This window comes from Asaia sp. As-1742 (assembly GCF_011753235.1).
GTDB lineage: Bacteria > Pseudomonadota > Alphaproteobacteria > Acetobacterales > Acetobacteraceae > Asaia > Asaia bogorensis_B.
The window spans coordinates 466,354-488,719 of the sequence record NZ_VWWA01000003.1 but is presented as its reverse complement, the minus strand read 5'-3'; the positions used below and the strand labels follow the sequence as shown (position 1 = coordinate 488,719).

Here is a 22,366-nt window from a genome sequence, read left to right as displayed (position 1 = left end):
CTGCGTCCTTGGCGCAGGGGCGGTGCTCATGCCCGCCCTTGCCACCGCGCAGGATGATGATGACGACAAGAAGAAGCCGGATATGCATCAGCTGGCCCGCTCCTCTGCCCTGCCCAAGGCAGAGGCGGATTTCAGCATGTTCAAGTACCGCCCGCCCGGCGACAAGATTGTTGAGCAGGCCGACGCCCACCGTATGCTGTTCAAACGCCCGGACGGCACGCCAGACGGCTATGCCCAGCGCCGAGGCAATGCGATCATCTATTACGATCGCGCCGGCAAGGTTTCGCACGTTCAGCCCATCGACGAGTGACCCCGGCCAAGCGGTCGACCGGGTAATAAGCTGAAGCCGATACGGCGTGATGCCTGCCCATGACGGCAACATGATGGTCGGGATTACCTGATCCTTTCCATCATGTTGCCTATTTATTATTTATTTTATCGTTCAGCCAAGTTTTGTCGTGGAGCGATGCTCATATCCGCCTAAGATCACCCATCATGTCAGTGATTCTTCGGCAAAAACGGGCTTTCAGGCGCCGTCAGCTTCCCATCGGCCCAATGCGGGCCAGATGCTTTCTCGCATCCTCCCTCGTTGCTGTCTCAGCGCTTGCGCTCGCACCCGGCGCAAGAGCCGAGAGTTTTCACGAGGCCATCCAGCTTGCATGGGACCGTGACCCGGCCAACCAGTCGTTTTCCGTCGATGCCACGGCGTCACACAAGAACGCTCGTGCCGCGCAGTCATGGTTTCCTGATGGGCCGATCGTTGCCGGGCAATATCTCGATGACCATTTCATCGGCACCAATCTTGGCTACACAACCTATCAGGGCAGTATCAGCGTCCCCCTCTGGCTTCCCGGTCAGGGCACGGCCACCGTGCGCAACGCGCTGGCCGATGAAGCAGTCGCCAAGGCACGGATCAAGGTTCAGCATCTTCTAAGCGCCGTACGCATCCTCGACCTCGCCAGCGCCGCGACATTACTCGAGAAAAAGATCGGCAATCTGCGCGCGACCAGCGATCTCCTCGAACGCGTGGTGCAGAGCTCCCATCAGGGTCTGCGCGCCGGCGAAATTGCTGCGGCTGATTTTGATGCTGTCGTGGGCGAGAAGGGCGATTTCGATGCGCAGATCGCCCAGTCAGAGCAGGCTCTTGAAAACAATCGCGCCGAGCTTGAGGCCCTAACCGGGACTGACGAGATCCCCGATATCCTGTCGCTCGACGGTCGTATCCTGGGCACGCAGAACCTGACACTCGACCCCACCCGCGACCCGCGTATCGAGATGGCTGCGGCAGTCTCGCGTAGCGCTAAGGCAGCGTATTCGCTGGCGCGCCACTCCTACATGCCCAACCCGCAACTTGGCGTACAGGTGGTCAAGCAGGGCCAGTACGGCAGCCCGTGGGACACTCAGGTAGGCGTCCAGTTCTCGATGGCGTTGCCGAGCGAGGCACGTAATACGCCAATGGTCATGAAAGAGGTCAAGGCCATGGGTGCGGCCGAACGCGATGCCATACTGGCGCAGCGCAAGGTCAAGACCGAATACCGTCAGACACGCGCCAGCCTCAGCTCAGCGCTGGCCATGCTGCGCAATGCCTCATCGGCGCGGCAGGCACTCGATGCCCGCGCCCATGACCTTGAACATGCGTGGAGCGTCGGTGAAACGCCGGTCATCGAATATCTTCGCGCACGCCGTGCGGCGCTCGAAGCCGGACAGAGAAACGCCGAGGCCGATGTCATCTGGCACGCGGCAATGATCAGAATGAGCCTGATGGCCGGAAACTACCCATGATAATCAACCTCAGGCCTCGCCTGTATGCGCGTTATCGCTGCGCTCTCCTTGCCCTCACAAGCCTGTCTTTCGCGCTCGTACCCGAGATCGGGTGTGCGCAGGTCGGGCCGGTCTCGACGCCCCCCGGCACAGTCAGCGCGCCGGCAGCGCCGAGTGCCCCGAGCGCAGAGAGCGGCTCACAGAGCCCTGCGGACTGGCCGAATGCACCCATTGCCATCTCGCGGGAGGCACTCAGGCAGGAAGGAATTCATACCGCCGTAACGCGTCAGGGGGCTTTGCCACCGCATGTCGACGTGCCTGCCTATATCGATCAGGATGACCGGCGCAGCGCCCGGATTCACCCGGTGGGGCAGGGACGTGTGCAGAGCGTTCTGGTGACGCCGGGCGAGATCGTCAAAAAAGGGCAGGTGCTGTTCACCTATGACGATTTCAGCCTGAGCGATGCCCATCAGCGTCTTCTTTCGGCCGAAGCTGCGGTCCAGCAGGCCCGCGCCCTGCGCGACGATGCCCGCCTGTCCTATGATCGGGCCCGCGCCCTCCAGGGCGGCGCCATATCGCAGGGTGAAGCCCAGCGTCGCCGGTCGCGTCTTCAGGACGCAGAGGGCACTGTCAAACGCAGCGAGGCCATTGCGCAGAATGAGCGCGAAAGGCTGGCCCGGTTCTCGTCATCGTCTGAAAAGACTGAAGGGCTCCATTCATCCGTTATCTCCCCGATCGATGGCATCGTGAACAAGATTGTGGTGGGCGTGGGGGAGGAAGTGTCCGGCCGTGCCGCACCAGCGGTCGAAATTGACGATCTCTCCCGGGTTTGGGTGGTCTCGCAGGTTGGTGAGCAGCAGGCAACGCATCTGAGCCGGGGTGGAAGACAACTGACCTGGCCGGCTCCTGACGCCAAACCCATCGAGTCACGCATCGACCTGATTGAGGGCAGTGTGGACCCGATGACCCGCCATGTGCTCGTGCGCAGCCTCGTGGATAACAGCAAAAGACAGCTTCGGCCCGACATGCTTGTCAAGACACGGCTCTTCTCGACCGAAACCGTGCATGGCATCGTGATCCCGGCCAGCGCCATACAGAAAATCGGCTCGCAGCCCTGCGTGTTTGTCCGTCTGGATGACACACATTATCAGGCGCGCAAGGTGACGACCGGCCCTGATCTCGACGGGCGGATTGTCGTAACGCAGGGACTTAAACCCGGCGAAACAGTCGTGACGGATGGCAGCTTCGTTCTGAAGTCGCAGGCCCTCCTGGCCCCCGAACCCAATCACGGCGAGGGCGGTCAGTAACCATGAAATTCATGCTCGCCCTCCTTAAGGGGCGCGCCGCCATACTCGGTGCGGTCGTCCTTCTCATGATCGCCGGGATCGCGGATCTGCGTTCGCTCTCTGTCGAGCCGGTGCCGGATATCTCGCCCCGGCAGGTGCTCATCTCGGTGCGCGCACCCGGCCTGCCGACAGAGGAGGTCGAGCGCCTGGTGACTTTCCCCATAGAGACCGTCATGTCCGGTATCGTCGGGGTAGATTCCATGCGCTCGGTCTCACGTACCGGCGTTTCGGTGCTCTATCTGCAATTCAATGACGGCACCGACATTTACAGGGCGCGCGAGCTCGTGGCGCAGCGTCTCGATCAGGCCCGCGCTGCCGTGTCTGTTCGCAATCTCGCCATCACGATGGGGCCGATGGCCACCGGTATGGGCGAGATCCTGCAGCTTCAGATTCACGGCGAGGGTCGCTCCCTGGCCGCGCTGAACCGGATCATGACGTGGAACGTCGTGCCCAAGCTGCGCCTGATCCCTGGTGTGATCGATGTCAACATCAATGGTGGCGCGTCACAGACCTATCAGGTCGCGCTTAACCCAATGGCGCTTCGCCAGTTTCAGGTTTCGGTCTCTGATGTGTTCAACGCGGTGGATCGTGACAACGAGGCCGCCGGGGGTGCGTGGATCGAGCATAACGACGAGCAGAACATCATTGTCGGTCGCTCGCTGATCGACAGCCTACATGAGCTGGGCGAGGTGCAGGTGCGCAGCATGCCCAATGGCGGCGTGGTCCATGTGCGCGATGTCGGCACAGTGCGTGAGGGGCGCCTCCCGAGGCTCGGTGGTGTCACGCGCGATGGAGAGGGCGAAATCGTCAATGCCGTGGTCCTGTTGCAGCAGGGGGCCAATGCCAAGGCCACGCTGTCACGCATCAAGGCCGCCCTGCCTCAGATCGTCGCCTCACTCCCTGAAGGCGTGACACTTGAACCCTATTACAGCCGCGCCACCCTGACAGATGTGACCATTCACACCGTCAAGGAAAACCTTGTCCTTGGCGCGATCCTCGTACTGGTCGTGCTTCTGGTCGTGATCGGCGACTGGCGCGCTTCGCTCGTGATCATTTCAGTCATTCCATTCTCGCTCGTGGCCGCAATGGTGGGTATGCGTCACCTCGGCATATCCGCCAATCTGCTGAGCCTTGGGGCCATCGATTTCGGGATGGTGGTCGATAGCGCCCTCGTAATTGTCGAGAGTGTGCTTTCCAGTCAGGCTGGTGACGACGTACCGCTCACACAGCGTATTGCCGAGACGGTGCGCTCGGTGGCGCGACCGGTCATATTTGCCATTCTGATCATCATCATGGTCTATCTGCCGGTGCTCACGCTGGAAGGCGTCGAGGGCCGAATGTTCCGCCCCATGGCCCAGACGGTCATCCTCGCGCTTATTGCTTCGCTGATCTTCGCGCTGGTCGCCGTGCCTGCTTTTGCGGCACTGATCATGAAGATCAAGCCTCATCACGCGTCCGCGCACAAAACCCGCAACGAGGCGCATCCTTCTGATACGGGGGCGCTGACAGGAACCGAGCACGACACCTTCTTCATTCGCTTTCTGCGCCGCGGTTTCGCGCCGGCCTCGCGCTGGTGCATGGATCATGGGCGTATGGTGGTGGGCATCGCCCTGCTGGTGCTGGTGGTTTCGCTTGGCCTGACCACACGGCTGGGCGGTGAATTCATCCCGCAATTGCAGGAAGGTGATCTGATCGTCACCTCGACACGTCTGCCCGGTATCTCGCTCGACGCCTCGCTGCGTGCCATCACCCAGATCGAGAAGACACTCAGGCAATTCCCCGATATCCGGATGCTGGTCAGCAATAGCGGCACCTCCGCTATCCCGACCGATCCTCAGGGTGGCGAGCAGTCTGACACCTATGTTCTGCTCAAGCCGCGCAGCGAGTGGAAAACCGCCACAACGCAGGAAGGGCTGATACGCGCCTTCGATGCCGCCTTGCGCAAGAACAACCCCGGCTCGCTCTATTCATGGAGCCAACCTATCCAGATGCGCATGGATGACCTGCAATCGGGTGTGCGCTCCCAGATTGCCATAGGCATCTATGGCCCGGACATCGATACGCTGATGAAGCTCGCCAGCCAGACGGCCCGTGTGGTGGATTCAGTCAATGGTGCTGCCGATGTCGCCCCGCAGGATGTCGGCACGATCCCGTATCTGCACATCGATGTGGATCGCACCGCCGCAGCCCGGTTGAACGTCGATACATCCGAAGTGTTGGATGTCGTGGAATCCATCGGCGGCCATGTAGGCCCTCCAGTCTCGCTACAGGATGCGCTGATCCCCACTGAAGTGCGCATCATGGCAGAATCACGTGATGATCTGAATGATATCCGCCTGCTGCCCGTGCTGACCCGCGACGATCACTCGGTGAGGCTCGATCAGGTGGCCGATATCACCTTGCGTGACGGCCCGGCGGCCATCCGGCGCAACCAGGGAGAGCGTCGGATGATGGTACAGGCCAATGTGCGTGGCCGCGACCTGAGCTCCTTCGTTCAGGAAGCCCAGAGCGCGGTCAAAAGCCAGATCAAGCTCCCGCCGGGTTACAGGATCGAATGGAGCGGACAGTTCCGCAATCTGCAAACCGCGGTGGCGCGTCTGGAAATTGTCGTCCCCATCACACTGGTCCTGATTTTCTGCCTGCTCATCCTCGCCCTTGGCGATATCTGGCTGGCGGCTCTGGTGTTCGTCAACCTGCCTTTCGCTGCAACAGGCGGTATCATTGCCCTGTGGGTTCGTGGCATGCCATTCAGCATCTCGGCTGGTATCGGGTTCATCGCTCTTTTCGGTGTCGCGACGCTTAATGGCGTGGTCCTGATTTCCTATATTCGTGACAAGCGGCTCGCGGGGTTTGACGCTGTTACCGCAGCCGTCACCTCGGCGCGGGAGCGTTTCCGCCCGGTCATGGCAACAGCCACGGTGGCGTGTCTCGGCTTCTTCCCGATGGCCTTTTCCATGAGCGAGGGCGCCGAGGTAGAGAAGCCGCTGGCGAGTGTGGTGATAGGGGGACTGATCTCCTGCACTGCTCTGACGCTCCTTGTCTTGCCAACTCTTTATATAAGGCTCTCGGCCTGGCGTGAGCGCCGGACCCAGGCCAGTTCGGCCCCGGCTGAATAGGCACTTTGCGCAACGGCCGGAAATGAACTTGCGAGCCCAACGAGACGTTAACACCGAAGGCTTATTGGCAGACACCCCAGAGACGGCGATCGTCTTTGGGGTGTTTGACGTTCCTCTGCCCAGGGCCAGGATGGAGAATCTCGATGCTTTCCTGTATCGGTTACGGCGCACAAGGCGCCTCTGAGCGCCTCGCTCCCTTCAAGTTTGATCGTCGCGACGCCGGTCCTGACGATGTCCGTATAGACATTCTCTATTGCGGCGTTTGCCATTCCGACATTCATCAGGCCCGTAATGAATGGCACAACACCATCTATCCCTGCGTGCCCGGCCATGAAATTGTTGGTCGCGTCAGCGAGGCTGGCGCGTCTGTCAGCAGGTTCAAGGTTGGCGATCTGGTTGGCGTAGGCTGCATGGTCGATTCATGCCGCGAATGTGCCAGCTGCAAGGAAGGTCTCGAGCAATATTGCGAGGTCGGCTTTGTCGGCACCTATAACGGTGAAGACCGTCAGGGGCGCGGTATCACCTTCGGCGGCTACTCCAAGGCCGTAGTGGTCGATCAGGGATTTGTTCTCAAGGTTCCGGAAAACCTCGAACTCGCGGCTGTCGCGCCCCTGCTTTGCGCTGGTATCACGACCTACTCACCGCTCAAGCACTGGAAGGTTGGCCCGGGCCAGCGCGTGGGTATTGTCGGCCTTGGCGGGCTCGGCCACATGGCTGTTAAGTTCGCACGGGCGTTCGGTGCCGAGGTCGTTCTGTTCACGACATCGCAAAGCAAGGTCGAGGATGGCCTGCGCCTTGGCGCGCATGAAGTCGTGCTCTCCAAGGACCCTGAAGCGATGGCGAAGGAAACGGGTCGCTTCGACTTCATCCTCGATGCAGTGGCGGCCGATCATGACATCAACGCCTATCTCAACCTGCTCAAGCGCGAGGGAACGCTGGTTCAGGTAGGGGCTCCCGAGAACCCGCTCCCCGTCAGCGTATTCAGCCTGATCATGAAGCGCCGCAACTTTGCCGGCTCACTGATTGGCGGCATCGCCGAGACACAGGAAATGCTGGATTTCTGCGGCGAGCATGGCATCACCTCGGATATCGAGATGATTGCGATGGACGAGATCGAAAACGCCTATTCGCGGATGCTCAAATCGGATGTGAAGTATCGCTTCGTCATCGATATGGCGACGCTCGAAAACGCCTGATTGCGCTAAGGGGCCGGGCAGGGGACGCTGCCTGCCCGGCCTCATCGCTGGCTTACGCTGGCACGACCAGGCACGCCGCCTGACGAGAAGCTTCAGCAGATCTCGACGGGAATACCAGCGGCTTCAAGATCTGACAGCGTATCGGATTTGATCTGGCTGTCTGTGAGAATACGGTCGAATTCCTGCAGCGATGTCAGGCGATGCAGACCGCCCTGTCTGAATTTGGTGCTGTCCACCAGAAGCACGCATTGATCGGCAATATCCATCAGGGCACGCTTGACCTTCACGACATCCTGATCGTTCTGGAAAGCCGTGTCCCCCGAGATCACGGAGGTGGACATGAACATGATATTGCCGCGCAGTGAGCGCGCAGCCTGCTCGCACACCAGCCCGAAGAACGCGTTGCGTGAGTTGCTGTAATCACCCCCCAGACAGATGATCTTGATACCGGGGAAAGGGGCCAGAGCCTGGACGACCCCGACCGCATTGGTAATGACCGTCAGCGGTGCCCGGGCAGGCAGCAACGGCAACATCTCGGCAACAGTGGTCGAATCATCAAGAATAATGACCTGACCGGGCTCGATCATCGACACGGCACGCTGGATGATCGCCTTTTTCAGATTGGCGGCGCGATGCTGACGATAGGCAACGTTTTTCTCGGTACGGGCACGGTTCTTGAGCGTGATGCCGCCATGGATCTTGTCAATCAGCCCCTGACTTGCCAGCGTATGGGCGTCACGATGAATGGTCATACGGCTGACATCGAAATGCTCTGCCAGAAACTCTATGCTCGCATTACCCTGCTCGAACAGCAGGTCGAGGATCTGCTGCTGACGTGATTTCAGGTTCTGGCGCTTGATCCCGGAAAAACCGTCGAGCGCGGCTGCTGGCTTGAGGTCATCACTCATCTTGAAGAACTGCCTTTGACAGATTTTGCTTTGCTCCGATGGACCAAGCAGACCAATCGATAGATAACAAAAATATCACAAATATCTCATGCCAGCAAGAGAGGGTCGTGCCCTTGCGCATGGCTTTTCCAACCAGGGCAACAACTTGTCATCACGCTCAACATGCGTTGATCGGCCGCTCGATGACTAAAATCGTATCATATATCGCACTTCATTGTGATTATCGGAACATTTATGGACGGTTTAAGTCTTACAGCCAGATCACCACCCCTCTTGTCAGAACGGAGTCCGGTCATGAGCACAGGATATCTGATTGGGATCGATTGCGGTTCGTCGAGCGCCAAATCTGTGATTTTCGCAACAGATGGCAGGATCGTCGGTCTCGGGCAGGCGCGCGTTGCCCAGATCACCGATACGCCGCGCCATGTCGAGCGCGATATGCCTGCAACCTGGCGCATCGTCGCTTCTACGATACGCGATGCTTTGGCCGATGCCGGGCTGACAGGCGCCGATATCGCTGGCGTAGGGGTCACGGCGCATGGTGACGGACTCTTCCTGCTCGACCGCGACAGGCAGCCGCTCGGTCACGGCATCATGTCGCTTGATAGCCGCGCCTACGGTATTCATGACGGGTGGAAGCGCGAAGGGCTGCTCGATCGTCTGATGCCGGTAGCTGGGCAGCGCCCCTATCCGTACTCCGCTACCACGTTGCTTGCCTGGATCAAGCGGCACGAACCCGAGCGTTTTGCTTCGATTGGAACGGTGTTTTTTGCAAAGGACTGGCTGCGTTACTGCCTGACCGGAGAGATTGCCACCGATCTCACAGAGGCCAGCACTGCCTTCACAGACCTGCACAGCCAGACCTATAGCCCTGATATCCTCTCTGCGCTCGGTCTGTCGGAAATATCCGCCGCCCTGCCACCCATGCTCGATTCATGCGCCCTGGCAGGCACGGTAAGCGCCGAGGCGGCGGCCCTGACAGGCCTTGCTGAGGGCACGCCCGTTTCTGCTGGCCTGCATGATGTAATCGCGGCCGCTGTCGGGTTGGGTCAGGTTCGCCCTGGTGACATGACCGTCACGGCCGGAACGTTCTCCATCAACGAGGTTTTGCGTGACCGCCCGGTGATCGGGACCGAGTGGGCCTGCCGCGCCGGCTACCGCAAGGGCTTGTGGAACTGCATGGCGATCTCGCCTGCGTCGGCCAGTAATCTGGAGTGGATGGCACGTTACGTGGCACCTGACGACCCCGAGGCTGCTGCGAGGCTCATTGAGGCAACCATCGCCAAATTTGCGACGGGCCGCACCGAGCGTCAGATACCGCTCTACCATCCCTACCTGTTTGGGTCCCCCTTCGAGACGCCCGCCACCGCCTCCTTCCTCGGCGTCCAGTCCTGGCACGACAGGGCCGATCTCTTCCGCGCGATGATCGAAGGTACGATATTCAACCACCGCCACCACGTGGAGGATCTGCTGCAAACGGGCGGGGTGCGTCAGATCGGCATTTCGGGAGGAGGCAGCCGCCGCCCCGAAATTGGCCAGCTCTTTGCCGATATCCTCGGCCGCCCTGTCATAACGTCTCCCGTGAGAGAGGCCGGCGCCCTGGGCGCAGCCCTGACAGCTGCTGTCGCCTGTGGTCTCGCTCCTTCACTGGAAGAAGCCGTGGACGCGCTGCATATGCAGGCGCGTCAGTTCGAGCCCGACGCCGCGCTCGCGCGATACTATGACGCCGTTTATGGCCGCTATCTGGCCATAGCCCGCGTGCTCGAGCCCTTCTGGCCATCCCTGCACAGCGATCAGGGTGATGATTACCCGAAGGCGGAGCCCCAGCACGAAAAGCTGCCTCAAAATCTGGCCGCTGCAGCCACGTCCTCACTAGCAATGCCCGGGAGCGGACAAGTTTCGCCTCCGCCCTCGGGGGAAGCAATAGCGCCGACCATCACACAGACCATGACCGCGGCAATCGCCGCGACTCAAGCGCCTGCCGTACCGATCGGTTCGATGCCTTTGCAACACTGAAACGCCCGATCACGAAAGCCCGCTTTCGCTCAATCATAAAAATGCTCTAGACAACACTGGACCCGAACACCCCATGACCCATTCTGCCGAACATCTCGACTCAGCCCATTTCGATGTGACGATCATCGGTGCTGGCATCAACGGGGTCGGCCTCTTTCGTGAACTGGCCCTGCAGGGCGTTAATGTCCTGCTCATCGAACGCGAGGATATATGTGCGGGAGCCTCTGCGGCTCCTTCGCGCCTCATTCATGGTGGCATCAAATATCTCGAGACAGGGGAATTTCGTCTCGTGGCGCAGTCGACGCTCGAGAGAAACCTGCTGCTTCGCAACGCCCCGCATCTGGTAACGGCCTTGCCAACCGTGATCCCGATCCACTCATGGTTTGGCGGCATTGTCCCTTCAATCAAGCGGTTCTTCCACCTCAAGAGCAAGCTTGCGGATCGCGGGGTCCTGATTACCGAGATCGGAATGCAGATCTACGATTTCCTTGGTCGACGCGCCAGGGTGATGCCCCGCCATTCGCTCACGCTAGGCAGGAAAGTCCGGCAGAACTGGCCGCATATGACCCGCAAGGTCATCGCGACCGGGCGCTATTACGATGCTGCCATTTCCCAGCCTGAGCGGCTCGGATTTGAATGTGTGGAAGACGCGCTCAAACTGAATCTCGGCTGCGCCATCAAGACCTATAGCGAGGTTGAGTCATTCAGTGAGGGCACCCTGACCTTGCGAGACCGTCTGACCGGCAGCAAGGAGTGGGTACGGACCGACCTTATCGTGAATGCTGGCGGCGCGTGGATCGACAGCGTCAACGCCGCGCTGGGGCTGACGACGCGCTATATCGGTGGCACCAAGGGATCCCACCTCGTCATCCGTCACGAGGGCCTGCTGCGCGAGCTCAACGGGCAGATGGTCTATTTCGGCACGGCCGACGGGCGTATCTGCCTGGCTTATCCCTTCCTCGGGCACGTTCTGGTCGGATCGACCGACATCCCTGTAAAGGATCCCGATACGGCGCAGTGCTCGCAGGACGAGCAAGCCTACATGCTGCGCATGCTGTCCGAACTGTTCCCCGGATTCACCATCGGTGAGAGCAATGTGATCTATCGCTATTGCGGGGTCAGACCGCTCCCCGCCAGTAATGCTGATGACCCCGGCGCAATCAGCCGCGATCACATCATTCACACGGATTACGCGGGCATCACCCCTGTTCTGTCGCTCGTCGGCGGAAAATGGACCACATTCCGTGGACTGGCGGAAGAAGTGGCCGACAAGACGCTCTGCATACTGCACAAAAAGAGAGTGTGCTCTTCACGTCAGCGCCCGATCGGAGGGGGGACGAATTATCCGTCCTCGCGCAAGAAAACTGCCTATCTGCGTCAGCTTGCGAGCAGACATGGCCTGACCGAGGCCCGCGCAGCACTTCTGTTCGAGCGCTACGGCACCATAGCCGAACGGGTTGCGGAATATTGTGCGCGAACGCCCGATGCGCCGCTCGCGAGCCTTCCAGAATACACACGCAACGAGATTCTCTATGTGGCAAACGAAGAACTCGTGCGCAGCGTCAACGATATCGTTTACCGACGCACACCAATTGCCCTGCGCGGCACGCTCGATCATGCTGTCATCGACGAGATTTGTGCGCTCATCGCCACCCCGCTTGGCTGGTCGGAAGCTGAACGCACCACCCAGGCTGAAACCTGCTGGCACATCGCGCGCGAACAGCACGGGGTGACCGACAACCGCACCGCTGCACAGGCCGCCTGAGGGAGGATGCGCGGCACGAAAGGACGCTCATGAACCGTTTCCGTCAGAAGCTTGCCCGTATGAGGGCCGAGTGCGACACACGTGACGACTTTATTCTGGTCGATGCACGTGACGCGGATATGGCCGGCGGCATGTCGGCCTTCTGCCGCCCCGGTCAGGGGATGATGACCAAGGCTGAGTTTCTCGCGGACATCCAGAATGTCGTGTCGCATGACCTGGTGGACATGGTTCTGGTATCGGTATCCACCCATGAAGATCTTCTGGCGTCGCACCTTACAACGCTGCGCGACATACAGCTTGCCGTGCGCGCCAATGACAGTTCGGACCTCTGGCGCATCCGCGCCGGCACCTATGAAAGCCAGAGATCGCTGCCTTTCAGAACAGCCACGCTCGATCAGGCGCTCTGCCATTTCGGCCTGTATTCGCTGACCTTCAATGGCGAGGCCAGCCACGATGTCATGGTTCTGGACCGGTTCAGGGCCTTTCGCAGGGAAGCCCGCGAAACGGGTTTCGAGTATTTCCTGGAGGTCTTCAACCCCAATCAGACGGATATCGATCCCGACGATTTCGGCGATTTCCTCAACGACATGATCACACGCTGTCTGGCGGGGATGCGTCGTGATGAAGTGCCGCATCTGCTGAAAATTCCGTTCAACACGACAGAAAGCCTGTCATCCCTATGCCGTTTCGACCCACGTATGGTGATTGGCATCATGGGAGGCGGAAGCGGCACCACACGCGACTGTCTGGAGTTGCTCGGACAGGCGCAGCAGGCGGGGGCGAGGGCCGCCCTTTTTGGTCGCAAGATCCTGCACGCCGAAGACCCGGTACTGATGCTCGGCATGATGAGAAGCGTGACCGATGGTGTTCTAACGCCTGCTCAGGCCGTGGAATTCTACCATCAGGGCCTTGCGGAACGGGGGATGACACCGCGTCTTTGTGTTCGTGACGATTGTGAGATCACAGAGTCACGGCTCTCAAGATAACATCAGGCTTAAATCGACAAACCGCTGAGATAATACAATATATTTCGCAAATCCGCCTTTTCAGGTAGTTCGTTCATATCAATGTGAACGGTCATAGTGATATTTTCTCTATAAAAATGTTAGAGCCTCCCATAGAGTAACATCAAGACGTTACGAACCGGCCGTCGCGCTGTGCAGAAAGAGGAAGCAATGCCCCAAAAGTCGCTCTGGGTCGGAACAAGCTGGAAGATGAACAAGGGGCCAGGTGCTGCCCGCGACGCGGCCGCCCGCATTGCCGACATGGCGGTGCCTGACACGATCACCCCTTTCGTCCTTCCCCCGTTTACCTCACTCGAAACCGTCGCTGCCCGTCTCGAAAACACGGCCTGGCATGTCGGTGCGCAGAACATGCACTGGGAAGAGGAGGGCGCCTGGACGGGTGAAATCTCCCCTCGCATGGTGCGCGAGTGCGGGGCAGACCTGATTGAGCTTGGCCATTCCGAACGACGGGAGCATTTCGGCGAGACCGATATCACGGTCAACCTGAAGGTCCGCGCTGCCATTCGTCACGGCCTGCGGCCGCTCATCTGCATCGGCGACAGCGCCGAGGAATATGAGTTCAACGTGACGCACGAGACTTTGGCACGTCAGACCAAGATGGCGCTTCACGGCCTGACATCGAATGAAATCGCAACCGTGCTTCTTGCCTATGAGCCCGTCTGGGCAATCGGCGCGAAGGGCAGGGCGGCCGAGCCGGATTTCGTCGATATCGCCCATAAGCGCCTGCGCCAGGTGCTGATCGAACTCGTGGGAGAAGAGCAGGCGCGACGTGTGCCCCTTCTCTATGGTGGGAGTGTCTCGCTCGATAACGCCGCCCGCTACACGGCACTGAGCGATGTGGATGGTGTCTTTATCGGTCGCTCGGCCTGGGATCCCTCCGGGCTTGAGGCCATCATCAGGTCTGTTGCGTCATGAGCGGCGCGACCGGGGTCGAGAGCAAGGCCGTCTCGGCCAGACGACGCGAGATTCTGGACTACGTGCTCGAAAACGGGGGTGCGCAGATCGAGGAACTGGTGGATCGTTTCTCGACCAGCCGCATGACCATTCATCGCGACCTTCATGCCCTGTCCGAGCAGGGGCTGGTGCGCAAGGTGCACGGCGGTGTGACCATGCTGGCCAGCGGTGTGATGGAAACGAGCGTCGTCCATCGCATGCGCCGTGCCTCGCGTGAGAAACAGGCCATTGCCCGCCTCGCAGCAGGATTTATCAAGGCTGGCGATATCATCGCACTCGATGATTCCACCACCTCGCGCATCCTGTCTGAAAACCTGCCCTCGGGCATGCCGCTCACTGTGCTGACAAACAGCATGGGAATTGCCACGCAGATTGCAGGCGCACGCGATATCAGTCTGATATCGCTGGGCGGCAAATATCACCCCCGCTTCGACGCCTTTCTCGGCATCCTGTGCGAGCAGGGAACCAAATCACTAAGGGCCAATACGCTCTTCATGTCCGTCTCTGCCGTGCGCGATCTCGGCGCGTTCCATCAGGAGCAGGAGATCGTCAAGTGCAAGATGGCCCTCATGGAAATTGTCGATCGTCGCATCCTGATGATCGACAGCCAGAAATTCGATGTTACCGCATTGAACCGTCTGGCCAGCCTTTCTGACTTTGATGTCGTGATCACCGATTCAGGTGTGTCCGAAAGCCAGAAGAACCGAATGCTTGATGCTGGCATCAACCTGCACGTCGCCCATCTGGATGACGCAGCGCCCACCTCGCATTCTCCATCCCCCTGAAACACGATCAAGGAAAACGATCATGAAAATTGCAGTTGGTGGCGACAGCGCCGGTGAAGGTCTGGCCCAGCAGATCGTAGCCCATCTCAAGGCCAAGGGTGTCGATGCGGTCGATCTCTCGCGCCCCGTCGATGCGAAAAGCGAGCTTTATTCCGAACTTAGCGAGCGCGTGGGTCACGCCATTCTTTCCGGCGAATATGAGCGCGGCATCCTGTGCTGCGGCACCGGTATTGGCGTTGCGATTTCGGCCAACAAGATCCCTGGTATCCGCGCAGCTCAGGCTCACGATGCGTATTCGGCCGAGCGCGCCGCCCTGTCGAATAATGCCCACATCATCACATTGGGCGCACGCGTCGTAGGGGCCGAACTGGCCAAGACGATTGTCGATTCCTTCCTAGCGAAAGAATTCGACCCGGCAAGCGCTTCCAAGAAGAATGTCGATGGCATCGACGCTCTCGACAAGAAGTATTCGCCAAACGCCATCAAGTAATGGATTAACACGACCACATAAGGTCTGATTTCATGAAAAAAGTCCTGCTCGCTACCGCATCCCTCCTTCTCGCTCCGTTGGCCGCTCATGCGGCCCCGGAGAACGGGCCGATGCGTTTCGTCATGATACCGAAAGCCGTGCATCCCTGGTTCGACAAGGCCAATAATGGTGCCCAATCGGCTGCCCAACTGCTCAGCAAGGCAACCGGGCGCACCATCACGGTGGAATATCGTGCACCGCAAACGGCCGATGTCTCGACCCAGAACGACATCATCGAACGGGCCATTGCGACACATCCCGATGGCCTGATCCTCGATCTCCTCGATGAGAAGGGCAATCGCTCGACCATGCAGGAAGCGGTTGACGAGAAGATCCCGATGACGGTGTTCGACTCCCTTCCTCCCGAAGGCATGGATATCACGGCAGTCGGGGCGGATTTCTGCGAGCAGGGTACTCTGGCAGCCGAACGGCTTGCCAAGCTGATCGATCACAAGGGCGAGGTCGCCATCATGATGGGTGTACCAACCGCCCCCAATCATGCATTGCGCGCCCGTTGTGAACTCAAGGTGTTTGCCAAATATCCCGACATCAAGGTTGTTGCCACAGGCATCGACAATGACAGCATCGAGACGGCTCAAAAGCAGGCTTCGGCCATCATGCAGGCCCACCCCAATCTTGGCGGCTGGGTAGCCTGTGATGCGGCCGGCCCCGTGGGTATCGGCCAGGCCATCCGCGAAAGCGACAAGGTGGGCAAGGTTCAGGAAGTCGGGCTCGATAACCTGAGTGACATGCTCCAGCTTATCAAGGACGGTGTGGTGGATTCCTCGGCGTCGAGCCGCCCTGAAATGCAGGGCTACTGGGCCGTAATCGCCGCCTGGCAGAAGGCGATGGGGCAGCAGACGCCCAAGAACATCGATACCGGTATCGACATCATCACCAAAGCGACTCTCACCAAGTAAGCGATGGGAGCAGGGCCATGGTCCTTCTCAAGGCAACAGGCATACGAAAGACCTATCCGGGTGTCGTAGCGCTTGACCATATCGACCTGACCCTGGAACCCGGCAAGGTGCATATCCTTGCCGGGGAAAACGGGGCGGGCAAATCTACCCTCATCAAGACTCTTTCCGGACTGGTCAGACCCGATGAGGGGACATTGGTGATCGATGATGCCGATGCCCTTCACGATCACAAGCTGTTTCGACGGGTGGCCTACGTTCCCCAGGAACTCAATCTCTTTCCCTACCTGACCGTTGCGGAAAACATGTTCATGCCGTTTGCCCGCTCGGGCTTCGGCACGGTCACCGTTTCCGAAAAGGCCATGGAAACCAAGGCCGCCGAGTATATAGCGCGTTTCGGTATTCACGCGCAGCCCGATCAGAAGGTTGCCGAAATCAGCGTGCCCGATCAGCAGCTTCTGCAGATTGCCCGCGCGGCAACCCAGGAAGATTTCGGGGTCATGATCCTCGATGAGCCGACCTCATCGCTGACAGCCCGGGAGACAGAACAGCTTTTCCGCATCGTATGTGATCTGCGCGACCGCGGTGTGGCCATCGTGTTCGTCTCCCACAAGATGGAGGAAATCTTCGCGCTGGGCGATACGGTCACCGTGCTGCGCAATGGTCGCAGCGTTGGCAGCTTCCCTATGGAGGGCATGACCGAAAACGAACTGATCCGCCTGATGTCGGGCAGTACGGTCAAGCTGGACGAACAATTCCAGTCCAATCCGGCCTCTCGCACGGGCGAGACGATCCTCAAGGTAGATAATTTGTGCGGGCCCGGGTTCGAGGATATTTCCTTTGAATTGAAAAAAGGCGAAATCCTCGGCTTTGCGGGGCTGGTTGGCGCAGGCCGTTCCGAAATCATGCAGGCCATGTTCGGTTTCCGCAAAGTCCGGAGCGGCCAGGTGATGCTCGATGGAAAGGTCATCGCCCCCAACAGGCCGGATAAAGCCGTCAAGGCGGGGATGATCTACCTCTCTGAAGAGCGCAAGCATCACGGTATCTTCCCGATGCTCAGCGTGCGCGAAAATATCGCGCTCGCCGTCACCGATGACATCTCCACAGGCGGGCTGATCTCCCCCAGGCGGGAGAAAGAGATCGTCCGTGAGATCATCCAGCGTTTCGATGTCCGCACCTCGTCAGCGGCGAAGAAGATCATGTTTCTCTCTGGTGGCAACCAGCAAAAAGCGATCATCGGCCGCGCCATGGCACGCAAGCCTCGCCTGCTCATATTCGATGAGCCGACGAAGGGCATCGATATCGGCACCAAGTTCCAGATCTACCGGATCATGCAACGCCTTGCGGAAGAGGGCGTCGGGATCATTCTCGTCTCGTCCGAGATGAACGAATTGCAGCGTTGCGCCACGCGCATCATCACCCTCTATTCCGGCCGTATCAACGGTTCCTTCGAGCACGACAAGACGGATGTCAGCACGCTGGTCGCCTCGATCATCGGCTCACCGGAGACCAGACATGTCGCATGAACCCTCAACGCTTCCTCAGGCCGACAGCACGGCGGTCGTGGCAGCCCCCGGCGCGGGCGCCCGCATCAAGGCTCTGGCGGCCAACCCGCTCTGCGGTGTGATCGTGGCGCTGGTAGTCATTTTTGTCCTGTCCTGCTCGCTGTCATCGCACTTCCTGACCGCGTTCAACATGAAAATCATCGCGCGCTCGCTGGCTTTCGTGGGGCTCGTCACGATCGGTCAGGCCATATTGATGATCCTCGGTGAGCTCGATCTTTCCGTCGGTGCCATTGGCGGCCTCGCCGGGGTGGCGGGTGGCCTGCTCATGGTTCAGGCAGGCCTCAACCCGTGGCTTTCCCTCATTCTCTGCCTCGCGCTCGGCACGGGGTGCGGGCTGCTCAATGGCCTGCTCATCACGAGGCTGCGCCTGCACTCGCTGGTGCTGACCATTGGCATGGCCGGTGTCTATGGGGGCGCCAATCTGGTGCTCACCAAGGGCGTGGCAATCACCGGAATCCCGAGTGATATTGCTTTCCTTGGCCGTGGCATGATGTTCGGTCTGCCCGTACCCTTCGTGATCCTGCTCGTCTGCCTTGCGATCGTGTCCTTCGTCATGATCCGCACCCCGCTGGGGCGCTATGTCTATGCCATTGGCAGCAATAATGCGGCTGCACGGATGCTTGGCATCAGGGTAGACGCCATTCGCGTGTGTGCTTTCGCAACGGCAGGCTTCCTTTCCGCACTCGCGGGTATCGTGATGGTTGCCCGCCTCGGAACAGCCCAGCCTTCCATCGGCGATACATGGGTGCTTGCCCCCATCGCAGCGGCCGTCATCGGCGGTGTCGCCACGACAGGCGGCCTTGGCAGCCCATTCGGCGCCGTTCTGGGTGCGGTCATCATCGGCATCATCGAGAACGTTATCGTGCTGTTCGGCATCTCGCCCTACTGGCAATCGATCGTCAGCGGCGGGATCGTCGTTGCCGCCATTTCCTTCGACTCAATCGCAAGACGCTATTTCAACCGCGAGGTCTGACAGGGGGCCCCTGCGGGGGTCACCCATTGCCTTCATCGCGGACCCTATCGAGGATATTTTCATGACCAAGATCTGTGGTGACGCCGAAAATTTCGCGACATCGGCCCTGCGTGGCTTTGCCAGCCTCTATCGCGACATCGTCCAGCCGGTCCGTGGCGGCGTGCTACGCAGTCAGCCCGGCGCCAAGGGCAAGGTGGCTCTGGTGGTTGGCGGCGGGTCCGGGCATTTCCCGGCATTCAACGGCTATGTCGGCACCGGCTTTGCCGATGCTGCTGTGGCGGGCGACGTCTTTGCTTCGCCCTCTACCCAGGCCATTTTGCGCATTGCCCGACAGGCCAATCTGGGTGGCGGCGTTATCCTCGGCTACGGCAATTACGCCGGCGATGTGCTGAATTTCAGTATTGCCGCTGAACGCCTCCGCGCCGAGGGGATCGATGCCCGGATGATCGCCACGACAGACGACATCGCGAGCGCCCCCGCCGAGGAGGCCAGCAGACGTCGTGGCACGGCAGGCGATGTGCCTGTTTTCAAGATCACGGGGGCTGCGGCCGAGGCAGGTCTCTCCATCGACGAAGTCGAGGCGGTGGGCCAGCGCGCCAATGAGCGCACACGTTCTTTCGGTGTGGCTTTCGACGGGTGCACCCTGCCCGGTGAAACCGAGAAGCTGTTCCATGTCCCGCATGGTCGGGTTGCGCTCGGCCTTGGTGTTCATGGAGAGCAGGGCATTGATGAGCAGGATCTCATGCGCCCCGAAGCCCTGGCTGCCATCCTGTGCGAGCGTCTGCTTAAGGAAGCGCCCCCCAAGGCGGGATCGCGCATCACGGCGCTGCTGAATGGCCTGGGCGGGACGAAATATGAAGAGCTTTTCGTGCTGTGGGAAGCGATCATCCCCTATCTCGAAAATGCCGGATATACTCTGGTCGCACCCATCGCCGGGGAATACATCACCAGCCTCGATATGGCCGGATGCTCACTGACCATCACATGGCTCGATGAAGAGCTCGAGCGTTTCTGGTGTGCCCCGGTGGATAGCGCGGCATTCCGCCGCAACGCGGTGACCCGCGTGCAGGATCATGCCCTGTCGGTGCTGACAGATGCCCCGGCCGTTTACATGAAATCCCTTACCGATGCCGGACGCGATGGCGGTCGCTGCGTGGCCTCCATCATGGTCAAGCTCTCACACGCCCTGACAGAGGCCGAGGCCGAGCTCGGGCAGATCGACGCCCATGCAGGCGATGGCGACCACGGCCAGGGAATGGCCCGTGGGGCAGCTGCCTCGGCCAAGGCCGCACTGGCGGCCGTTGAGGCCGGGGCGGGCCCTGCGACAGTGCTCGCAGCAGCAGCAGATGCCTGGGCGGATCGTGCCGGCGGCACATCGGGCGCCTTGTGGGGGGCAGGGCTGTTCGCCTTCAGCACAGCCTTCGATGACTCTGCCGTGCCCGATGCCCAGAGCCTTTCAACCGGCCTGTGTCGCGCAATGGAAAAGATTACAGCCCTCGGCAAGGCGAAGCCGGGTGACAAGACCCTTATGGATGCTCTGGTCCCCCTCGTGGAACGCTTCGAGCAGGGTCTGCGCCAAGGAGAGAATGTCTCGAAAGCCTGGAACGAAGCCGCCAAGGCATCAACCACCGCAGCCGAGGCAACGAAAGACCTCCTGCCGCGACTGGGTCGCGCACGCACTCATGGAGAGCGCAGCAAGGGCTATCCTGACGCTGGTGCAATTTCCATGGCGCTTAGTGCCCGTGTCGTGGGTGAGGCGCTTGCGTCGCTCTCTGTGAAGTAACATCGCAAGGTCAAACACGGTGGCTCACAAGGCCACCGCCTGTACGACCAACTGAAGCAAGCTGGAAAGGGGGGCTCTCATGCCCCCTTATTCACGTTCTGTGCCCAGCTTATCCACAAGCTTGCCCACGAACGCATCCACCAAATCTGTGGGTAACGTCATGAGCAGTGGGAGAACGACCTCTCGGCAGACACCCGCGCCTCATGCTTCAGGAGGAGGAGGATTCCTCTGTGGCAAAGCGGGAGTTATGCCGGGAGTAGAACCAGTAGGTCGCAAATCCGAGCCCTGCATAAGCAATCAGCAGCAGGGCCGGGACCGGATTGCCGTGCATCAGGGCGCGCGCCATGTCGGCAAAAAGCGGCGCAATCATCACGAGGCAGAACAGGATACCCAGCGTGGGGGTGACGCCAATCCACCATCCCCTGATGGTGACGCCCCCCAGCGGAACACTGAAGCTTCTCGGCATATCGGGGTGCTTGTTGCGCTGCCATATGACCGTGAAGCACACAATACCAAAGGCGGCTGCCGTCCCGATGCTGACAAGATCGCTGATCACGTCAATCGGCAATGTCGCCGTGGCGAGAGCTACCAGAATACCCAGCAGGATCGTCCCGGTCCAAGGCGTGTGGTAACGCTTGTGCACATACGCAAAGATCGGGGGGAGCAACCCGTCGCGGCTCATGGCGAAGAAGATGCGTGTCTGCCCGTAAAGCAGCCCCAGCAATACCGAGCAAAGCCCGATCGTGGCGCCAAGATTGACGAACAGGGCAAGCCACGGCTGATGCATGGCACGCACGGCGATTGCGAGCGGATCGGCCACATTGAGCTGCTGATAGGGCACAATACCGATCAGGATGGACGCCACACACACGTAGACGATCGTGCAGATCACAAGGCTTCCTATAATCCCGATCGGGACATCACGGCGCGGGTTGCGCGCCTCGGCCGATGCTGTCGAGACAGCCTCGAACCCGACATAGGCAAAGAAGATGATCGAAGCCGCGCGGAACATGCCGGGGATGCCGTACTGGAACCCGCCGCGATATTCCGGAATGAACGGATGCCAGTAGGAGGGATGCAGCGCGAAAAGACCGCATACGACAAACAGGAAAAGCACCCCAACCTTGATGAACACGATCACCGTGTTGACGCGTGCTGACTCCTGTACACCACGCACCAGACAGGCCGTCACCACCGCAATGGCCAGCGTCGCGACCAAGTCGAAGCGCCAGCCCGAGGTGATGGCCATGCCGCCGCTTCCCGGCACGGTCTGGAAGGTTGCCTGACTGAGTGCCGCCGGGACATGCATGTTGAAGCTCGAGAGCAGGCTCGTGGCGTAACCCGACAGGCCGGACGCGACGGCGGCACAGGAGATGCCGTATTCGAGCAGCAGCAGCCACCCGACCGTCCAGGCCGCTTTCTCACCCATCGACACATAGGCGTAGGAATAGGCCGATCCCGACACAGGCAGGCTGGAGGACAGTTCGCCGTAGGAGAAGGCCGTAAAGAGACAGGCCAGCGCCGCAATGATGAACGAAACAAGAATGGACGGCCCCGCATACTCGGCGGCGGCCGTGCCGGTCATGACATAGATGCCCGCGCCGATTGTGGAGCCGACACCGAGCATCACAAGCTGCGTGGCAGTCAGCGAGCGCTTGAGCCCATTGGTTTCGTAATCAGCCGTGACCTGTTCGAGCGTCTTGCGTCGGCTTGCGGAGTTCGATGAG

The 22,366-nt window shown here is 60.1% G+C and carries 17 protein-coding genes; 15 read left to right on the top strand and 2 right to left on the bottom strand.

Features of this window, described 5'->3' with window-relative positions; translation table 11 throughout:
- Window positions 1-28 precede the first annotated feature (28 nt).
- The 5 genes from F3J08_RS07085 (at window position 29) to F3J08_RS07065 (ending at window position 7,419) form a co-directional block, all read left to right on the top strand.
- The gene (locus F3J08_RS07085) at window positions 29-310 is read left to right on the top strand and encodes a hypothetical protein (RefSeq protein WP_122039532.1); all 282 of its coding nucleotides are present in this window, start codon (window positions 29-31) and stop codon (window positions 308-310) included.
- Window positions 311-495: 185 nt separating this feature from the next.
- A complete protein-coding gene (locus F3J08_RS07080; RefSeq protein ID WP_166928934.1) occupies window positions 496-1,782 on the top strand; it encodes a TolC family protein in 1,287 nt (428 codons plus the stop codon).
- Window positions 1,779-3,068, top strand: a complete 1,290-nt coding sequence (locus F3J08_RS07075; protein ID WP_166928933.1) for an efflux RND transporter periplasmic adaptor subunit — start codon at window positions 1,779-1,781, stop codon at window positions 3,066-3,068. Before F3J08_RS07080 ends, F3J08_RS07075 begins: the two co-directional genes overlap by 4 nt.
- Before the next feature lie 2 nt (window positions 3,069-3,070).
- On the top strand, window positions 3,071-6,223 hold the full coding sequence (locus F3J08_RS07070) for an efflux RND transporter permease subunit (RefSeq protein WP_166928932.1): 3,153 nt from the start codon (window positions 3,071-3,073) through the stop codon (window positions 6,221-6,223).
- 143 nt (window positions 6,224-6,366) lie between these two features.
- On the top strand, window positions 6,367-7,419 hold the full coding sequence (locus F3J08_RS07065; RefSeq protein WP_166928931.1) for an NAD(P)-dependent alcohol dehydrogenase: 1,053 nt from the start codon (window positions 6,367-6,369) through the stop codon (window positions 7,417-7,419).
- A 92-nt stretch (window positions 7,420-7,511) separates the two neighbouring features.
- Here F3J08_RS07065 and F3J08_RS07060 read toward each other — a convergent pair whose 3' ends face one another.
- Complete coding sequence (locus F3J08_RS07060) at window positions 7,512-8,327, bottom strand: DeoR/GlpR family DNA-binding transcription regulator (protein WP_166928930.1); 816 nt, start codon at window positions 8,325-8,327, stop codon at window positions 7,512-7,514.
- 294 nt (window positions 8,328-8,621) lie between these two features.
- On the opposite strand from F3J08_RS07060, the gene F3J08_RS07055 reads away from it, so the two are divergent.
- The 10 genes from F3J08_RS07055 (at window position 8,622) to F3J08_RS07010 (ending at window position 20,639) form a co-directional block, all read left to right on the top strand.
- Entirely contained in the window at window positions 8,622-10,343 is a 1,722-nt protein-coding gene (locus F3J08_RS07055; protein ID WP_166928929.1) for an FGGY-family carbohydrate kinase, read from the top strand.
- 73 nt (window positions 10,344-10,416) lie between these two features.
- Window positions 10,417-12,108, top strand: a complete 1,692-nt coding sequence (locus tag F3J08_RS07050; RefSeq protein WP_166928928.1) for a glycerol-3-phosphate dehydrogenase/oxidase — start codon at window positions 10,417-10,419, stop codon at window positions 12,106-12,108.
- A gap of 29 nt (window positions 12,109-12,137) precedes the next feature.
- Window positions 12,138-13,094 (top strand): hypothetical protein, encoded by a 957-nt coding sequence (locus tag F3J08_RS07045; protein WP_166928927.1) that lies wholly within the window; start codon window positions 12,138-12,140, stop codon window positions 13,092-13,094.
- Window positions 13,095-13,283: 189 nt separating this feature from the next.
- A complete protein-coding gene (locus F3J08_RS07040; protein ID WP_166928926.1) occupies window positions 13,284-14,048 on the top strand; it encodes a triose-phosphate isomerase in 765 nt (254 codons plus the stop codon).
- On the top strand, window positions 14,045-14,872 hold the full coding sequence (locus tag F3J08_RS07035) for a DeoR/GlpR family DNA-binding transcription regulator (protein WP_122039460.1): 828 nt from the start codon (window positions 14,045-14,047) through the stop codon (window positions 14,870-14,872). Before F3J08_RS07040 ends, F3J08_RS07035 begins: the two co-directional genes overlap by 4 nt.
- Before the next feature lie 22 nt (window positions 14,873-14,894).
- Entirely contained in the window at window positions 14,895-15,362 is a 468-nt protein-coding gene (locus tag F3J08_RS07030; RefSeq protein ID WP_166928925.1) for an RpiB/LacA/LacB family sugar-phosphate isomerase, read from the top strand.
- Between the two features lie 32 nt (window positions 15,363-15,394).
- Window positions 15,395-16,321 carry a substrate-binding domain-containing protein gene (locus F3J08_RS07025; protein WP_062164530.1) on the top strand — a complete coding sequence of 309 codons (927 nt, stop codon included), beginning with the start codon at window positions 15,395-15,397 and terminating at the stop codon, window positions 16,319-16,321.
- Between the two features lie 17 nt (window positions 16,322-16,338).
- Window positions 16,339-17,844 carry a sugar ABC transporter ATP-binding protein gene (locus F3J08_RS07020; protein ID WP_166928924.1) on the top strand — a complete coding sequence of 502 codons (1,506 nt, stop codon included), beginning with the start codon at window positions 16,339-16,341 and terminating at the stop codon, window positions 17,842-17,844.
- Complete coding sequence (locus F3J08_RS07015) at window positions 17,834-18,856, top strand: ABC transporter permease (RefSeq protein ID WP_166928923.1); 1,023 nt, start codon at window positions 17,834-17,836, stop codon at window positions 18,854-18,856. The genes F3J08_RS07020 and F3J08_RS07015 overlap by 11 nt, the downstream gene beginning before the upstream one ends.
- Window positions 18,857-18,917: 61 nt before the next feature.
- Window positions 18,918-20,639: a dihydroxyacetone kinase family protein gene (locus F3J08_RS07010; RefSeq protein WP_166928922.1), complete on the top strand. Its 1,722-nt coding sequence runs from the start codon at window positions 18,918-18,920 to the stop codon at window positions 20,637-20,639.
- 208 nt (window positions 20,640-20,847) lie between these two features.
- Here F3J08_RS07010 and F3J08_RS07005 read toward each other — a convergent pair whose 3' ends face one another.
- On the bottom strand, window positions 20,848-22,266 hold the full coding sequence (locus F3J08_RS07005) for an amino acid permease (protein WP_240149184.1): 1,419 nt from the start codon (window positions 22,264-22,266) through the stop codon (window positions 20,848-20,850).
- Window positions 22,267-22,366: the final 100 nt, after the last annotated feature.

Coding starts and splice junctions, on each gene's coding strand:
- F3J08_RS07035 (WP_122039460.1), top strand. CDS start 14,045: ATGAGCGGCGCGACCGGGGTCGAGAGCAAGGCCGTCTCGGCCAGACGA.
- F3J08_RS07055 (WP_166928929.1), top strand. CDS start 8,622: ATGAGCACAGGATATCTGATTGGGATCGATTGCGGTTCGTCGAGCGCC.
- F3J08_RS07085 (WP_122039532.1), top strand. CDS start 29: ATGCCCGCCCTTGCCACCGCGCAGGATGATGATGACGACAAGAAGAAG.
- F3J08_RS07010 (WP_166928922.1), top strand. CDS start 18,918: ATGACCAAGATCTGTGGTGACGCCGAAAATTTCGCGACATCGGCCCTG.
- F3J08_RS07065 (WP_166928931.1), top strand. CDS start 6,367: ATGCTTTCCTGTATCGGTTACGGCGCACAAGGCGCCTCTGAGCGCCTC.
- F3J08_RS07040 (WP_166928926.1), top strand. CDS start 13,284: ATGCCCCAAAAGTCGCTCTGGGTCGGAACAAGCTGGAAGATGAACAAG.
- F3J08_RS07020 (WP_166928924.1), top strand. CDS start 16,339: ATGGTCCTTCTCAAGGCAACAGGCATACGAAAGACCTATCCGGGTGTC.
- F3J08_RS07060 (WP_166928930.1), bottom strand. CDS start 8,327: ATGAGTGATGACCTCAAGCCAGCAGCCGCGCTCGACGGTTTTTCCGGG.
- F3J08_RS07075 (WP_166928933.1), top strand. CDS start 1,779: ATGATAATCAACCTCAGGCCTCGCCTGTATGCGCGTTATCGCTGCGCT.
- F3J08_RS07070 (WP_166928932.1), top strand. CDS start 3,071: ATGAAATTCATGCTCGCCCTCCTTAAGGGGCGCGCCGCCATACTCGGT.
- F3J08_RS07045 (WP_166928927.1), top strand. CDS start 12,138: ATGAACCGTTTCCGTCAGAAGCTTGCCCGTATGAGGGCCGAGTGCGAC.
- F3J08_RS07050 (WP_166928928.1), top strand. CDS start 10,417: ATGACCCATTCTGCCGAACATCTCGACTCAGCCCATTTCGATGTGACG.
- F3J08_RS07005 (WP_240149184.1), bottom strand. CDS start 22,266: ATGCTCGGTGTCGGCTCCACAATCGGCGCGGGCATCTATGTCATGACC.
- F3J08_RS07025 (WP_062164530.1), top strand. CDS start 15,395: ATGAAAAAAGTCCTGCTCGCTACCGCATCCCTCCTTCTCGCTCCGTTG.
- F3J08_RS07030 (WP_166928925.1), top strand. CDS start 14,895: ATGAAAATTGCAGTTGGTGGCGACAGCGCCGGTGAAGGTCTGGCCCAG.
- F3J08_RS07015 (WP_166928923.1), top strand. CDS start 17,834: ATGTCGCATGAACCCTCAACGCTTCCTCAGGCCGACAGCACGGCGGTC.
- F3J08_RS07080 (WP_166928934.1), top strand. CDS start 496: ATGTCAGTGATTCTTCGGCAAAAACGGGCTTTCAGGCGCCGTCAGCTT.